Origin of the sequence: [Mycobacterium] stephanolepidis (assembly GCF_002356335.1) — a bacterium.
Classification (GTDB): domain Bacteria; phylum Actinomycetota; class Actinomycetes; order Mycobacteriales; family Mycobacteriaceae; genus Mycobacterium; species Mycobacterium stephanolepidis.
This window is the reverse complement of the sequence record NZ_AP018165.1, coordinates 393,979-409,094: the sequence shown is the minus strand read 5'-3', so window position 1 is coordinate 409,094 and position 15,116 is coordinate 393,979. Positions and strand designations below refer to the sequence as shown.

Genomic DNA, 15,116 nt, shown 5'->3' with positions numbered 1-15,116 from the left:
CTGGCCTGGACGGGATGGATAGCGGACATACGATCCTCCTTGCCGCCCGTCGTCGTTGTTACCTTTGGTAACATAGCTCTTGTTACCGAGAGTAACAAGTCGGCTAGACTGTCGAGTCATGGAGGCAGCCTCAACGTCCGGCGTGAGCTCGCGTCGGCCGTGGGCGGAGCGCCGCGAGCACCTGCTGGACACCGCCGAGCAGTTGTTCTTCGAGCGCGGTTTCGCCGCCGTGTCATTGGGTGATATCGCCCAGGCAGCGGGCGTCACCAAGCCGATCGCCTACCGTCACTTCACAACCAAAGACGGCGCATATCTGGCGTGCGCGCGGCGCGCACAGGCGGACTTCGCGCAGACGCTGATACAGCAGGTAGATCCCACGCTGACCGTGCGCGAGCAGTTCGCCACTGCCGCCGACGTGTTCTTTGAGCTCTTGGAGACTCATCCCGAGCGGTGGGAGCTCATTTACGGCAGCGCCGCGGTGCTGCCCGCCGAGTCGCGAGAAGAACTCTCCGCCTTGCGGTTGGACAACATCGAGACGACCTACACGCTGATCACCAAGGATCATCCCGACGTACCCAAGCTTTTCGCCGAAGGACTCTCACACGCCATGTCCGGTGCAGCAGAGCGTCTCGGACATTGGTGGCAGTCCCGCCCCGACCTGGACCGCCAACACATGATCGACATCTACGTCGAAATCTTCTACGCCGCAGTGGCTCCGTATCTCGATTCACCGCAATCGACAAGCAAACGCTGATCAGCACCACCGTCATCCGCCGTCGGTGACCGGTCCCGCACGGGCCGCCGCCCGGGCTGGACCCACACCGAACCGGCCCAATATCACCGGAACACTCACCCCCACAACAATATCCAGATCCTCAACTACGCAGCTGTTGACGGTTGCACCCATCCTCCGGGCAACAACGGCCACCTTCGCGCAGGCGGAAGGCGTGCCGTACAGCGCACGCTGTGCACCGGCCAGCGCAGATAGGTCAGCGGCGGCCTGCGCGCGATGCCGCGCCACCACCGCCGAGCCCACCGCGACGCCCCCTGCGGTCAGCGCCAACAGCACTGCCATCATCGCCGCCGCGACGATGGACGCCGAGCCTTCCTCAGCCCTCGGGTTCCATCGCCGAAACCGATTCGGCGGCAATCGTAATGGCAGGCAGTATCCGACTTCTCGCGGTAACCCGCGCCACCACGTAGTCACCGTCATGCCGAATCTCGACCACCGCACCTCGGGGAGCAAGGCGGCGCGCGACCCCTCGCCCACCACTTTCGTCACCCCGTGCGACCAACCGTGCCGCCTCACGAGAGGCGTCCACACAGCGCACCTGCATCGAAACTGCCTGAATACCCGCAGAACACAACACGAGTACCGCCACCAATGCCGCGATGCCGAATGCGGCCTCGACGGTAACGGCTCCGGTGTCGTCGGCTAAACAGCGGTGTTGAGCGCGCGCGTGATGATATTGGTGAGCGCACTGACAATCGAGTCCCCGGTAACCCACCTTTCGTAGGGGTCAGAGTCCGTCTTATGTGCTCAGCGACATAATCCATGTGTCAGGCAGTGCACCGCACAGTGCCACGAAGTTCGGGGATCTGCCTTCGTTCACCGGTCTGCCCGATGCCGGTCCGGTGTCGAAGTGGAGCTCGACCATCAGACGGCCCTGAACATGTGCCGCTGCAGCCACAACTGGAGGGTGAGCTTGGATCGGCCGCCCGCGGTCTCAACTTCGGCGAAGACGAGCGCGAGCCACTCCAATGTGTAGAGACGGACCCAGGCCGCCTGGCGGCCAGGCTGCCGCGATTCGATCCGCGAGCCAGACCTGGTGCGTGTAGATCACGACCGGGCGGTCCACCCGGTGTAGAACCTTCACCCCTGGCGGATCCGACGAGTCATCAACATACGTTCGATGACTCGTCCGGGGTTGATCACACAAAAGAGCCCGCCCAACAATGCGACAGGTTCTATGAAGTTCGGGCAGCAGTCCACTATTTGGGTGCGGTGGCCTGGCTACTGTAAGTCTTACTCGGTGACTAGCTGGTTGTTGGGTTGATCGGTGATAGCAGGTGCGGGCCCAAGCTCGGCCGCCTTGGCATTCATTACATTTGCCGCGTAGGCGATCCGCTCCGCTAGATCTTCTTCGGGTGTCTGTGTCGTACCCGTAGCGGAGGTGTCGTCGGGTGGGCCAATCGGCGGGATGGTGCAGTTCTGCCAATCGACAAAAGGGACAACACGCTCGAAGATGTTCCAGAACAGGGCATGGGCTTCATCCAGGTGCGGGGATGGACCGACGAACCGGCCGGCTAGCTCCCATGGTGTGGCACCGTCGGCGATCAGTTGCTTTGCTGTACTGGCCAACTCATCCCATTGCTCGTTGTCCAGGAAGCCTGCTATCCGCATGATCGTCACTGCTGCGAGGTCGTTGAGGTCAATCGTGCTCGACAGATCGGCAATACAGGCCGCGGTGATTCGATCTCGCAAACCTGCACGAGCCGCGACAACTTGTTCGTAGTTGGCACGTCCGACCTCGGTCTCCAAGTCTTGTCTCGTACCAGTCAATACCGCTGCGGTATAACGGATTCCGTAATCATCTGTGTACATATCCACAAACTGACGCGCTTCCAGTGGAGTGGGCGCGGCCAGGATCGCCTGTTCAACCAGAACATTGAGCATGTAGGCGTACCCCATTGAGGGCCGAACCACCGGCCCATTGCGACGACTTAACGTGCTCAGATGCCGGGCCGCTTGGGCTGCCTGGGTCCATGCAGTTTTGGCTACCGCGTCAAGACAGGTGTTGAACTTACGGATAAGCAGCCCCTGCGATGAGTCGCTGGCCAGCATGGCGGCGATTAGCGATGAGGCGGGGAGCTCCCCGCGCCGACAGAGGCAATCCACTTCCTCGCGGATGTCGGCATCGGCCACATCGCCCACCGGAATGGTGAACGCCAGGTACCGGGCGAAGTAGTCAGGGCCGCTGGCGGGACACGACTTGAGAGTCGTGGCGCTCAAACGTAGCCCCACGCGGGGGAATATCTCAGTGAGCAGTCTGACCAGTGACTTCACTTCCTCTGAGTTGGCTTTTTCGCCGAGTACATCGGAAATACGTTGCGTCCAATTGACTTTCTCATCCCTGCCCGAGAAGTAGACAGTCTGCTGCGGCGAGGAGACCAGGTCAGCACGCCAACGCGGAAGCCGTTCATAGATCGCACGATGGTGGAGCCGCAGGTACGTGATCAAGACCGCGTCGATGAAGTCGATCTCGCCGGCATCAACGAGGTTGAGCAAGACATCGGCTTGACTGGTGAGCCTGTTGATCGTGCGCAAGGTAAAGCGGCGTCGATACATCTCGGGGATGCCGTCGATCGCGATCTCTACCGGGTGAGTCCACGCCGAGGCGTCGTCAGTGAGGCGAATTCTGTGTGTCTGCGCCAGCCCAGTTAGGGATTTTCGTAGCGCGGCGTCGATCTGCGCTTCCTGCAGCGGCGGCAACATGTACGGGTACTGAACGATTTTCTCCAGGTAGGCGTTCGCACGACCCCGTTCTCCATGGGCGATATCGGAGGCCTCAAGGACATCTAGGAGCGTTTCCTCGTCATACGCCAGCAGGTAGTGCACACAGTCAAAGCGCCCGAGCAGCCGTACCGCTTTGAGTACCGTCAGCAGTTCGTCGGCATGCAGCCGATCTACGTCATCAACGACGACGAGCACGTTCCGGCCTGCCGCTTTTATCGCGTCGGAGGCCTTGTCGAATCGGGCCATGAACGGGTCCGGATCGAATTTCAGTTCACCGGCGCTCTCGGCCACTGCGTCAGTGAACGCGCCGCCGATGTCGGCGGTTGCGCCTTCACCCATGTACCGGTCAATTAGTGCACGGAATCCAGCCTTGAGGACCGCGCCGGCTACTGCCGGTGCCATCGCTATCAAGTGTTCGCGCGCTTTGCCACCGTCCTCGGTTGCAGGCATCGCTGAGGCGACCGACCGATAGAACTCGTCGGTCAGTGAATCCACGGTGGAGGTTGACCAGGGCGTGAACCACGCGACCGACCATTGCTCCGAATGCTCTTGTTGCAGAATATGACTGATCATGTAGACCACCGAGGTCTTGCCTGATCCCCACGGGCCAGCGAGCCCGAAGACCACGCTGGGTTCACCGGCGGCCGACACAATCCGCTTGGTGATGCGGCGCGCGAACGCTGCCCGACCCAGCGTGTCCTCCTCGATGAGCCGGATCTCCCGGTCAGTATTCAGCGGGACATGGCCAGGCGGTGCAGTCGCACTCGTATTATGCGAATCTTCGAACTCGGAGCTGCCCTGTGCCGCCTTCACGGCCCCTGCTCGCCGCTGAGCCTTCCATATCTTGGCCATCACACCCTCCCCTAGCTGGCGTCTCAGAATAGTCGTCAGATCCGACATCGCGGGGAAGGATGATCGCGTTTGACGTCCGATTCGAACGTTCCACTCTCGCTACCGACATGGCATGTAACGTCATATCCCAGCATCGCAAGGGATTTGGAGGTGGCCTGTGGCAGATACAGATGACCACTCTCGACGGCACGAGACCAGCCATCGTGACGATCGTTTAGATCCCCCCGGCCGCGAGGTGGGTGGTCAGCAGACGACTTCACGTCAACGAGTCGATGCTGCGCTGGCAGGCAGGCTGAGCCTACAAAACCTCAACTCTGAGGAAGGTGCGATTTTCAACGCTGAGACTGAGGTTGAACTCGATCGTCGGATTGCAGCCATGAACTTGCAGGATGAGCTACGGAAAGAAGGGCTTCGGGTCGCGGTTCTCAACGAGGATGGCGAGATCGTGACGCACCCGCCGGCATGAAAGCCGGTATCAGGCTTCTCAAGTTTCGGTCCGCGACAGCCAAACCAAATCACCCTCGATGCAAGGCCGTTGACGGTAGCCAGGCCTCGGACAACAGTTTTGATGGTCGGGCAGTCAGTCCGGTGGCAGGTCCTGTATCGGGGCCATCCCAGTCAAAATGAACGTCCGTCCAGGTCCGCGGCCCACGACCTGGACTCGGACCTCACCAACGACAGGGTGGCCCACCATGCTCCATATGGGACGCCGACGACCACCCGCCTCCAGCGCAATTTATCTGTAATGGCTCATGGGGTGTATCCCACTGTTACTGAGGTATTTTCGAGGCACGGTATCCGTCGTCGGGGTCAGTGTTATCTGTAGCTATGTTCCCCACGAGGCTCGGGCGTGGACTCGGGCCGGCCGAATTGAGGGCATTCGTTGGGTGACGAGCGGGCCTTTCATCTTTATATCGACATTCGTTAGTATATGAGTATGAAAGAGTCCACCGTTGATTCGTGTGACCTGTTGTGCCTGGATCTTCCCCAAGCTGAATCGATCCGTGAGTCGTTGCCGCGGCCTGAGTGGATGGAGTCAGCTGCGGCCGGTGCGCGGGCATTGGGTGATCCGACGCGGTTAATGATCGCGATGGCGCTGCTGCGTGGTGAGGAGTTGTGTGTCTGCGATATGGCTTGGGTCGTTGGGCAAGGCCAGGGTCTGGTGTCTCATCATCTTCGTCAGCTCAAGACTGCGGGGATGGTGTTCTCGCGTCGGCAGGGCCGGTTAGTGATCTATCGGCTCACTGAGCGGGGCCGGGTCCTCACTGAGACGGTTGTTGCGTCGGTTGGTACTGCGGCCTCAGGTAAAGGGGACAGGCATGTCTGATACGTGCTGCGACCCCGGCGGCGGTGCTGTTGTTGCCGAACCAGATTCAGGTCCGCGTCAACTGTGGCAGGTGCGTGAACTGCAGCTGGCGGCGCTGGCCGCTGTGTTGCTGATGACCGGATGGGGGCTCGGCCGGTCCGGTTATGGGACCGCCTCACAGGTGCTCGAATTGGTTGCGGCTCTTGTCGGTGCGGCCACGTTTGTCCCCGGTGCGCTGCGGAGTCTGCGGCACCGTCGAATCGGGGTGGGGACACTGATGACGATCGCGGCGATCGGTGCGGTGGCCCTCGGGCAGATCGCCGAGGCCGCGATGCTGGGCATCTTGTTCTCGATTGCGGAGGGTCTTGAGCACTACGCGGTGACCCGGACCCGCCGTGGCTTGCGCTCGCTGCTTTCCCTGGTGCCCCCGGCGGTGTCGGTGCGGCGCGGCGACCGCGAAATCACAGTGGTACCAGATGATCTGGTGGTTGGTGAGACGATGATCTTGCGCCCAGGAGAGCGGGCGGCTACCGATGGGGTGATCAGGTCCGGCCGCACTAGCCTGGATTTGTCGGCGATCACCGGTGAGTCGGTTCCGGTGGAAGCCGGACCAGGATCAGATGTATACGCCGGCGCGATCAATGGCGGTGGGGCGATCGAGGTGGAAGTAACGTCCCGGGCCGGTGAGAGCTCATTGGCCCGCATCGTGCACATCGTGGAGGAAGCCCAAGAACGCAAGGGTGCTGGGCAGCGCTTGGCCGACCGCATCGCACGCCCCTTAGTTCCGGCAATCATGATCCTGGCGGTGGCAGTGGCCGGAATCGGTGCTCTGTTGGGGGATCCGATGCTATGGCTCGAACGTGCCCTGGTGGTGCTTGTGGCCGCATCGCCGTGTGCGCTGGCCATCGCCGTGCCGTTGACCGTGGTCGCCGCGATCGGCGCCGCTAGCCGCCAGGGCGCCCTGGTCAAGGGTGGGGCGGCAGTCGAGGAACTGGGCCGCGTCAAAGTGATCGCTCTCGACAAGACGGGAACCTTGACCCGCAATGAGCCCCAGGTCGTCGATACAGTCACCACCGAAGGCGTTACGCCGGTCGAGGCGCTGCACAGTGCAGCGGCGCTGGAAATGCGCAGTGAACATCCCTTGGCTCAGGCCATCCTGGCTGCTGCGGGGCCGGGCGTGCGCCCTGCCGAAGATGTTGTGGCTGTAGCCGGACATGGCATCAGTGGACGCCTGGGGAACTCGATGTTGCGACTGGGCAAGCCCGGCTGGATTTCGGCGGGCCCGCTGGCGCAGCACGTCGATCGCCTCCAGAATTCCGGCGCGACGGTGGTCCTGCTAGAACGTGACACAAAGCTGCTGGCAGCCATCGCAGTTCGTGACGAGCTCAGGCCCGAGGCGGCCGAGGCAGTTGCACTGCTGCGCCGCATCGGTATTGAACCGGCCATGCTCACCGGAGACAACCAACGCACAGCCCAGAGTCTGGCCGCCGCCGCAGGCATCGACATTGTCCACGCCGAGCTGCTACCCGAGGACAAGGCACGGCTGCTGCCCGAGCTTGCCCGTGGCCGAGCGATCGCCATGGTCGGCGACGGTGTCAACGATGCGCCCGCGCTGGCCACCGCAGACATCGGAATCGCCATGGGTGCCATGGGCACCGATGTCGCTATCGAAACCGCCGATGTCGCGTTGATGGGCAACGACCTGCGCCACCTACCCCAGGTGCTGGCTCATTCTCGGCGGGCCCGCCGCATCATGGTGCAAAACATTGGGCTCTCCCTTGCGATCATCGCTATCCTCATTCCCCTGGCCGCATTCGGCGTATTGGGGCTGGCCACTGTGGTTTTCATCCACGAATCCGCCGAAGTGCTTGTCATCCTCAACGCAATCCGCGCCGCCCGCACCCGCCCCCTGCCCGGTCTGACCCAGCCGCCGCCGGTAACCCCGGGGCACATCACGTCGCCGTCGAGGCGCCGGCAGCACCGACGGACTCGTGCTGCGCGCCCCCCGCCCGAACACCGGCCGCGGCGCCCCTGCCGGCACTCACATTGCTGCCCGCCGCCGAGCTGAGCCCCGCAAGCAGTAGTAACTGCTCATGCTGTCAGTATCCTGACTGACTGCCGCCCAGATAGTCGGCAAGGCCCTCTCGCGTGACTTGCACGTGAAAGCGCCCGCGCCGCAACAATTCAGACCGGCACCGCAGCGCCCCACGAAATTGGACGGTCGCTCTATGGGGGTCTGTCAGATTAACGGTGGATCTGCTTGGCATGGTTAGTTATTCGCTGCCGGGGTAATCCGGCCTTCGAACGCGATAGCGAATGCGTTCAAAGCTGGTTTCCGCCGCATGGCCCATCGTGCCCTACCTTTGCCGGTGGGGTCTAGTGATCGGGTGACCAGATACAGGCACTTGAGAGCTGCTTGCTCGGTGGGGAAATGACCGCGGGCGCGGATTGCCCGGCGGTAGCGGGCGTTGACCGATTCGATAGCGTTCGTGGAGCAGATGACTCGCCGGATCTCGGTGTCGTAGTCCAGGAACGGCACGAACTCGCTCCAGGCGTTCTCCCAGAGTCGCATGATCGCCGGATAGCGTTGGCCCCATTTGCCGCTGAACTCGACGAAGCGTTCTTTGGCCGCGGCCTCGGTCGCTGCGGTGTAGACCGGCCGCAGATCGCGGGCCATCTCGTCCCAGTATTTGCGGGATGCGTAGCGAAAGGTATTGCGGATCAAATGGATAACGCAGGTCTGGATCACAGCAGCGGGCCAGACAGTGTTGATCGACTCGGGTAAGCCTTTGAGTCCGTCACAGACCACGATGCACACATCGGCGGTGCCACGGTTCTTGATCTCGGTCAAGACAGCAAGCCAGTATTTGGCGCCTTCACCGCCGTCCCCGGCCCACAAGCCCAGGATGTCCCGTTCACCTGCGGTGGTGACGCCGATGGCGACATAGACCGGCCGGTTGGCGACCTGGCCGTCGCGGATCTTGACGTGGATAGCGTCGATGAACATCACCGGATACACCGAATCTAGTGGCCGCCCTGCCCATTCGGCCATTTCTCCGACCACCTTATCGGTGATCTTCGAGATCGTGTCCTTCGAGACGTCAGCACCATAGACCTCACCGAAATAAGCGGCGACTTCGCCGGTGGTCAGCCCTTTGGCGGTCAGGGACAAGATGATCTGATCGATCCCGGTCAGCCGGCGCTGGCGTTTCCGGACGATCTTCGGATCAAAGCGGGCGTCGGTATCGCGGGGCACCTCGATTTGCACCGGCCCGATCTCGGTCAGCACCGTTTTCTCGCGGACCCCGTTGCGGGAGTTCCCGCCATTACGGCCCGCCACCTGGTGTTTTTCATAGCCCAGGTGTTCATCCATCTCCGCTTGCAGCGCGGACTCCAACACCTGTTTGGTGAGCGCATTGAGCAACCCGTCCGGGCCGACCAGCTCCACACCCTGCTCGCTGGCTTGGGCCAGCAACTGCGCGGCCACCGCCGCGGTATCAATCTGATTCGCCATGTCATCCATGGTTTCGGTCATCATCAGTCCTTCCCGCCAAGCAACGCCCGGCGTGTTGAACCAAGTCAGATCCACCGTTTTTCAGACAGTCCCACCAGGGGTGGTCTGCGTAGTCGATAGGAATGTCCGAAAAGTTAGCGCCTGAGTGCATGCGGTGCGTGTTCACGTACCGCCGATAGCAGTTGGCGCAGTGACGGGTTGACCATGGGATGGCCTGCCACGTCGACTGTCGGTACTGTCTCGTTGCCGTCGGCAACTGAGCGTACGTATGCTGCCGCGTCCGGTGATTCCCAGATATTGACCTCGGTGTAGTCCAGCCGGGTCAGGCGCAGCTGAGTTCGTAGCTTGATCGTGTACGGGCATCCGGGCCGCCAATAGACAACGATGCCGTTCGCTTGTGCAGATGGATTCGTCATGCTGCCCTTCGTCCAATCAGTGTTGACCGAGTAGCGGTCCTTACCTCTGAGCTGGCGCTTGCGTCGTGTTGGGCCACCAGATGTGGTTTCCGATGAGGGTCATGGCTGCGGGTACGAGGATTGTTCGCACGATGGTGATGTCTAGGAGCAGGCCGATGCCGACGGTGAATCCGATTTGGAGCAGGTGGATGACGCTTCCGCTCATGAGGGCGAACATGGTGAGCGCGAAGACGATTCCGGCGGTGGTGATGACCGAGCCGGTGCTGGCGAAGCCTCGCAGGATTCCGCGGACCATGCCGTCTTGGGATTCTTCGCGGATCCGGGAGGCGAACAGCATGCTGTAGTCGGCTCCGACTGCCACCAGTGCCATGAATGACACGGGCAGGACGGTGAAGTCGAGGTCGATTCCGATGAGGTGCTGCCAGATCAGCACGCTGACGCCTGCGGCTGCGGCGAAGGAGAGCGTGACCATCGCAACCATGAAGGCGGGGGCCAGGATGCTGCGCAGCAGGAGTGCCATGACGAGCAGGATGCCCAGGACCGCGACGGTGCTGAAGGTGAAGAAGTCGCGCCAGACTTGGGTTTGCATATCGGTTGATATGGATGCGATGCCGGTGGTGGCGATGTGCGCGTTCTGCAGTGTGGTTCCGGTTGCGGCGAGTGTGGCGGTTTTGACCAGTTGTACTGCGCCGTCGCGGGCTTGTGCGCTGTACGGGTTGACTTTCCAGACCACGACCATGCGGGCGACTTTCCCGTCGCCGGAGAACATCAGTTTTTGGCCGGCCTGGAAGTTCTTGTCGGAGAATCCTTGCGGCGGTAGGTAGTAGCCTGCTCCGGGTCCGCCGGAGGTGTGGGTGCTGACGGAGTCGAGGTAGTCCGATGCTTCCTTGAGCCCGTCCCCGAGGGTGCCTGTCTGGGTCGCCACTTGTTCGACGCCGGTCTTGACGCGGCCCAGGCCGGTGGCCAGTTGGGACATTCCGGTGGTGAGTTGTTCGGCGCCGTGCACGAGTTGGGTCAGCTGCGCGGAGGCCTGGGCTTGTGAGCGTCCGCCCAGTTGTGCTGACAACGCCTGCAGTTGAGTCAACGTGCTTTTGATCCCGGGCAGTGCGGCGCGCAGATTGTCGATGGCCTCTTGCGGGATCACGGTCAGTGTCTGCAGGTCACGCAGCGCGCGGGTTACTGCTCCGTTGGTGATGGCATCCAGGTCGGCAAGATCCGCGCGGCCCCGGGTGCACAGGGCATTGGAGTTACATTCGGGTGCCGGCTGTGGGGCCAGCATTGGGCCCAGAGCAGAGTTGACTGAATTGGCTGCGGCGGTGACGAGGTCGTTATTACTGAGGGCTTGAAGTGCGAGGTCCAGAAGGTTGACCGATGAGTTGAGGTCAGTGATAGCGCGTGGGGTATCGACACGGTCGTTGGTCGCGGTGGCCAGCGCGGTGCTTGCGGTGTCGTAACTGCTCAATACCCCCTTGGCTAGGGCTACGACCTGTTTGATTCCGGTGAGCAGTTGCGGCAGTTGGGTATTGGCCGAGGTGGCACCGTTGCGGAGCTGATCTAGCCCTGCGGTGAGGCGGTCCAGGTCGGGGTTGGATTGTTGGATCTGCTGCTGTGCCGCGGCGAGGCGATCACCAACGATGCCGACTTGATGGCCGATCGTGGTTTGTAGGAGAGGTTTTCCGTTGGGGCGGGTGATGGAGCGGACCACGGCGACTTCGGGGAGTTTGGCGAGGTTGGTGGCGATCATGTCGAGGGCGGCGAGGTCATTGGTGTTGCGCATGTCGTGGTCGGTTTTGATGATCAGGTATTCGGGGGCGGCTTCGTTGACGCCCCAGTGGGCGTACACCTTTTCGTATCCGCGGGTGCTTTCGGTGTTGCCGAGTTGCATCGAGTTTTCGTCGAAGTTCAGTCGCAGGGTTGCCAGAACGCTGGCTGCGGCGATTAGCAGCACCAGGGATGCTGTGGCTAGCAGCCCGGAGTGGCGGATGACCCGTGCGCCGGTGCGGCGCCAGCGGCGTTCGTTCAGGGCGCGTGGTTCGGCGTATCCGCGTTGCCCGGCAATCGACAGCAGGGCGTACGGCAAGGTGGTGGATACCGCCAGGGTGATGGCGACGCCGATAGTGATGGGCAGGCCGGAGGATTTGAACATGCCGATGCGGGCGAACACCATGGCAGAGGCCGCGGCGCCGATGGTGACCGCTGAGGCGATCAGGATCCCGGAAATCTTCTGCCCCGCACGCTGAAGGGCCGCCGGGACTGCGAGTTTGGCGCGGCGCCCTTCGTGATAGCTGGCCAGGATGAAGATCGCGTAGTCGGTGCCGATACCTAGCACCATCGCAGTCATCAGGGCGATGGTGAAGTTCGAGACCGTCAGTGTCCCGGTGATGCCTAGCAGCGACACAATGGGCCGGGCCACGCCGAGGGACACCCCGATGGTCAGCAGCGGGATGAAGGCCAGCACCAGTGAGCGGTAGACGGCAAGCAGCAGCATCGTGATCAGCAGGACTGAGACGCCGGTGATGATCACCAGCGAGCGGTCCATGGCGGTGAACAGGTCTGCCAGTGTCGGGGCGAACCCGGTGTAATAGATCTGCACCCCTTCGGGTTTGGGCAGGGAGGCGATCGTCTTGCGGATTTCGTTGACGTTGCGGTGAGCCTCGGTGGAGCCGACCTCACCGGTGGCGGTGACGAGCAGGTTGATGGCCTTGCCATCCGGACTGATAGCGATGTCGCGGAGCTGGTCGTTGCTGTAGGTGTCTAGGACGTAGGCGACGTTCTTGTGATCGGCGCGCAAGGCCTCGATGAGCTGGCGGCACAGCTCGTGGTCGGCGGCGCTCAGACCGTGCTCGTCGACCAGGACAATGCTGCCTACTGAGGCTGATTGCGGTACTCCGAAGTCGGTGGACATGTCGCGAAGGGTTTGTGCGGCAGCCAGGTTCGCGGGCATGAAGGGTGCCGAGTATTTCGACACGGTGAGTTCGAGCTGAGGTATGGCTGCGTTGAGCACGCCGAGCAGGATGATCCAGCCGCCGACGACCATCCATGCGCGGCGTGCGCTGAAGCTGCTGACCCGGCCGAAGGTTTTGTTGTCGGCGTGAGCCACTAAACGGACATCCTGTCGTGTAAGGGTGATAGCCACAGGCGTGCACCGTGTTTGGGTACGGTGGTGATGTTGCGGACCCATGGCGTTTCAGCGGTGTGGTGTTTGGCGGGGCTGATGGTGAAGTGCCGGAAGATCTCTTGCAAGATGACGGTGCCTTCGGCGAGGGCGAATCCTGCACCCAGACATCGGCGTACGCCGCCGCCGAACGGCAGCCAGGTGTTCGCGGCGACCGTGCCTTCCAGGAAGCGGGCGGGGCGGAATTCGGCTGGTTTGGGGTGGGATTCCTCGTTGGCGTGCGCCAGGACGATCGAGGTGTTCACCACCGTTCCCGCAGGCAGGCGCCAGCCGCCGATCTCGGTGTCGATGGTCAGTTTGCGTGCCGTGGACGCGATGACCGTGCGGCGGCGCATCCCTTCTTTGAGCACAGCTTCCAGGTAGTGCTCATCGCCGCGTGATGCCGCCGCGACAGCTTCAGCCTGGATCGCCGGGTTCTGGGCCAGCTCCCACAGCGTCCAGGACAGCGCTGCCGCGGTGGTTTCGTGCCCGGCCAATAGCAGGCTGATGAGCTGGTCGCGCAGTTCGGCATCGGTCAAGGGCGCTGCGGCGGGGTCCTTGCCCTGAAGCAGTCGCGAAAGCACGTCGCTGCGGGCGGGCAGGTCCGCAGATAGTCGGCGTGCAGCAATTTCTCGGTACAAGATGGCGTCGATCTTGTGCTGGTTGTCGTAGAAACCTTTCCAGGGCGGGAAACGCTTGAGGAACGGATACGGAAGCCCGGCGAAGATCGCGGGTTGGATGTTGATAATGGCTTGCAGCCGGGTGGATAACTCGGCCTTGGTTTTTGGATCGGCGACCCCAAAAACAACACGCAGGATGATGTCGAGAGTCAGAGCGTTCATGCGCTCTAGGGCGCTGATCTCTGCCCCGGCGGGCCACTGACTGATGTGTTCGGCCGCAACGGAGGCGATCATGGCGCGGTATCCGCGCAGTGCAGCCCCGGTGAAAGCGGGCATGAGCAGGGACCGCATCCGCGCGTGCTCGTCCTCATCAGTGATCAGTACCGAATGCTCGCCCATCGCAAATTTGAGGATCTGGTTGCCCTCACCGGCATGCAGGACCTTCGGGTCGGCGGCGAAGATCTCCCTGATGTGCTCGGGGCGCGTGAACACCACCAGGTTGTCCGCGTAGGGGGGTACCTGCAGCGAGAAGACATCGCCGTACTTGCGGCGCATCGCCGGCAGGAACCGTTCCCGGAACTTCAGGTACAGCACGCTTTGCACATATCGCGGCAGCCGCGGCCCCGCAGGCAATGCCGCACTCACCGCGCCGACTCGCCGAGCTCCGCCACATCAATCCCCGGCCACACCAAGTCCCTGTCCATGCACGCCTGACGCAGCGTTCGCACGAACGCGACCGCATCACCGGATGCCCCGGTGAAGTCTTCGGGCCCCATGACGACGTAGTCACCATCGGTGGTCTGGGCCACCACCGCGGGAGTCAGATCACCAGTGAGTCGCTCAATCTCGATGGACCGCTCATTGCGGTGCACCAGATCGATCGGCACTCCCAGGGTGCAGGCAAGGTCCTTCCATTCCGGGTTGGACCGGATCCCGCGATGGGTGATGTCGCACAGGGCGCACGAGGCGGTCCCGCGCAGCTTGCCCAGCACCCAGGCCAGCTCGCCGCGTACCCCGCCGTCGCCGTTGTACACGCCGACGAAACCCACAATCTCGTTTGCCATAACCGCTCCCAAATTGATGTTCAAACGTTTGTCACAAACGTTTGTTTAGCACGATAGTATGTGGGTATGCAAGATTCGGCCACCGTCCGCGAGAAGCTGGTGCAAGGTGCTCTTGATTGCCTGCAGGAACGGGGCTACGGCAACACCAGCTCACGCGACATCGCACGCGCCTCGGGAGCCAATCTCGCATCGATCAACTACCACTTCGGCAGCAAGGAAGCGCTGCTCAACGCCGCGCTGGGCCAGTGCTTCGCCACCTGGAACCAGCGTGTTCAGCAGGCGTTTGACCAGAGCGCGGCCGCCAGTCCATACGAGCAGATCCGGGCAGTGCTGGCCGCCACGGTCGACTCGTTCGCGCAGATCCGGCCCTCGGTCCACGCCTGCATCGAGTCCTACGCCCCCGCGCTGCGCTCACAGGACCTGCGGGAGCATCTGGCCTCCGGTTACGCCGAGGTTCGCCAGCACTCAGTTGACCTGGCGCGGGCTGCACTGGCCGGGACCGATATCGAGCCACCCGAATCGTTGCCGACGATCGTCACGGTGCTGATGGCGATCATCGATGGCCTGATGATCCAGTGGATTGCAGATCCTACAGCTATCCCCAACTCTGGTGAGGTGCTCCAGGCCATCGCTACGCTCGGCGCGCTCGTGCCGGCCGACGACAACCCCTGAT

11 protein-coding genes and 2 pseudogenes are annotated in these 15,116 nt (G+C 62.4%); 4 read left to right on the top strand and 9 right to left on the bottom strand.

The window, feature by feature from the left end:
- Positions 1 to 118 precede the first annotated feature (118 nt).
- Complete coding sequence (locus tag MSTE_RS02115) at positions 119 to 754, top strand: TetR/AcrR family transcriptional regulator (protein WP_096498593.1); 636 nt, start codon at positions 119 to 121, stop codon at positions 752 to 754.
- 12 nt (positions 755 to 766) lie between these two features.
- On the opposite strand, the gene MSTE_RS02110 is transcribed toward MSTE_RS02115, so the two are convergent.
- From MSTE_RS02110 to MSTE_RS02100, 4 genes and pseudogenes are all read right to left on the bottom strand, one after another.
- Positions 767 to 1,213 (bottom strand): Rv3654c family TadE-like protein, encoded by a 447-nt coding sequence (locus MSTE_RS02110; protein ID WP_096498591.1) that lies wholly within the window; start codon positions 1,211 to 1,213, stop codon positions 767 to 769.
- Positions 1,110 to 1,394 (bottom strand): TadE family type IV pilus minor pilin, encoded by a 285-nt coding sequence (locus MSTE_RS25405; protein WP_269458240.1) that lies wholly within the window; start codon positions 1,392 to 1,394, stop codon positions 1,110 to 1,112. Before MSTE_RS25405 ends, MSTE_RS02110 begins: the two co-directional genes overlap by 104 nt.
- A 41-nt stretch (positions 1,395 to 1,435) precedes the next feature.
- Positions 1,436 to 1,504, bottom strand: a pseudogene (locus MSTE_RS25400) (DUF4244 domain-containing protein); the annotation flags it as partial.
- A 522-nt stretch (positions 1,505 to 2,026) separates the two neighbouring features.
- Positions 2,027 to 4,369 (bottom strand): KAP family P-loop NTPase fold protein, encoded by a 2,343-nt coding sequence (locus tag MSTE_RS02100; RefSeq protein WP_157997610.1) that lies wholly within the window; start codon positions 4,367 to 4,369, stop codon positions 2,027 to 2,029.
- Between the two features lie 937 nt (positions 4,370 to 5,306).
- On the opposite strand from MSTE_RS02100, the gene MSTE_RS02090 reads away from it, so the two are divergent.
- Entirely contained in the window at positions 5,307 to 5,696 is a 390-nt protein-coding gene (locus MSTE_RS02090; RefSeq protein WP_096505325.1) for an ArsR/SmtB family transcription factor, read from the top strand.
- Positions 5,689 to 7,790: pseudogene (locus MSTE_RS02085) on the top strand (heavy metal translocating P-type ATPase). The gene MSTE_RS02090 and the pseudogene MSTE_RS02085 overlap by 8 nt, the downstream one beginning before the upstream one ends.
- 154 nt (positions 7,791 to 7,944) lie before the next feature.
- Here MSTE_RS02085 and MSTE_RS02080 read toward each other — a convergent pair.
- The 5 genes from MSTE_RS02080 to MSTE_RS02060 form a co-directional block, all read right to left on the bottom strand.
- A complete protein-coding gene (locus MSTE_RS02080; protein ID WP_408645843.1) occupies positions 7,945 to 9,189 on the bottom strand; it encodes an IS256 family transposase in 1,245 nt (414 codons plus the stop codon).
- Positions 9,190 to 9,323: 134 nt separating this feature from the next.
- Complete coding sequence (locus MSTE_RS02075) at positions 9,324 to 9,605, bottom strand: glutaredoxin domain-containing protein (protein ID WP_096498583.1); 282 nt, start codon at positions 9,603 to 9,605, stop codon at positions 9,324 to 9,326.
- 40 nt (positions 9,606 to 9,645) lie between these two features.
- The gene (locus MSTE_RS02070; RefSeq protein WP_408645842.1) at positions 9,646 to 12,741 is read right to left on the bottom strand and encodes an MMPL family transporter; all 3,096 of its coding nucleotides are present in this window, start codon (positions 12,739 to 12,741) and stop codon (positions 9,646 to 9,648) included.
- A complete protein-coding gene (locus tag MSTE_RS02065) occupies positions 12,705 to 14,024 on the bottom strand; it encodes a cytochrome P450 (protein ID WP_096498579.1) in 1,320 nt (439 codons plus the stop codon). The genes MSTE_RS02070 and MSTE_RS02065 overlap by 37 nt, the downstream gene beginning before the upstream one ends.
- Positions 14,021 to 14,443: a hypothetical protein gene (locus MSTE_RS02060; RefSeq protein WP_096498577.1), complete on the bottom strand. Its 423-nt coding sequence runs from the start codon at positions 14,441 to 14,443 to the stop codon at positions 14,021 to 14,023. Before MSTE_RS02060 ends, MSTE_RS02065 begins: the two co-directional genes overlap by 4 nt.
- A gap of 66 nt (positions 14,444 to 14,509) precedes the next feature.
- Here MSTE_RS02060 and MSTE_RS02055 point away from each other — a divergent pair, with 66 nt between their 5' ends.
- Positions 14,510 to 15,115 (top strand): TetR/AcrR family transcriptional regulator, encoded by a 606-nt coding sequence (locus tag MSTE_RS02055; RefSeq protein ID WP_096498575.1) that lies wholly within the window; start codon positions 14,510 to 14,512, stop codon positions 15,113 to 15,115.
- Position 15,116 lies beyond the last annotated feature (1 nt).

What these genes read in the sequence shown, in the direction of transcription:
- MSTE_RS02055 (WP_096498575.1), top strand. Translation starts at nt 14,510, where the DNA reads ATGCAAGATTCGGCCACCGTCCGCGAGAAGCTGGTGCAAGGTGCTCTT.
- MSTE_RS02060 (WP_096498577.1), bottom strand. Translation starts at nt 14,443, where the DNA reads ATGGCAAACGAGATTGTGGGTTTCGTCGGCGTGTACAACGGCGACGGC.
- MSTE_RS02110 (WP_096498591.1), bottom strand. Translation starts at nt 1,213, where the DNA reads ATGACGGTGACTACGTGGTGGCGCGGGTTACCGCGAGAAGTCGGATAC.
- MSTE_RS02100 (WP_157997610.1), bottom strand. Translation starts at nt 4,369, where the DNA reads ATGGCCAAGATATGGAAGGCTCAGCGGCGAGCAGGGGCCGTGAAGGCG.
- MSTE_RS02080 (WP_408645843.1), bottom strand. Translation starts at nt 9,189, where the DNA reads ATGGCGAATCAGATTGATACCGCGGCGGTGGCCGCGCAGTTGCTGGCC.
- MSTE_RS02090 (WP_096505325.1), top strand. Translation starts at nt 5,307, where the DNA reads ATGAAAGAGTCCACCGTTGATTCGTGTGACCTGTTGTGCCTGGATCTT.
- MSTE_RS02075 (WP_096498583.1), bottom strand. Translation starts at nt 9,605, where the DNA reads ATGACGAATCCATCTGCACAAGCGAACGGCATCGTTGTCTATTGGCGG.
- MSTE_RS02115 (WP_096498593.1), top strand. Translation starts at nt 119, where the DNA reads ATGGAGGCAGCCTCAACGTCCGGCGTGAGCTCGCGTCGGCCGTGGGCG.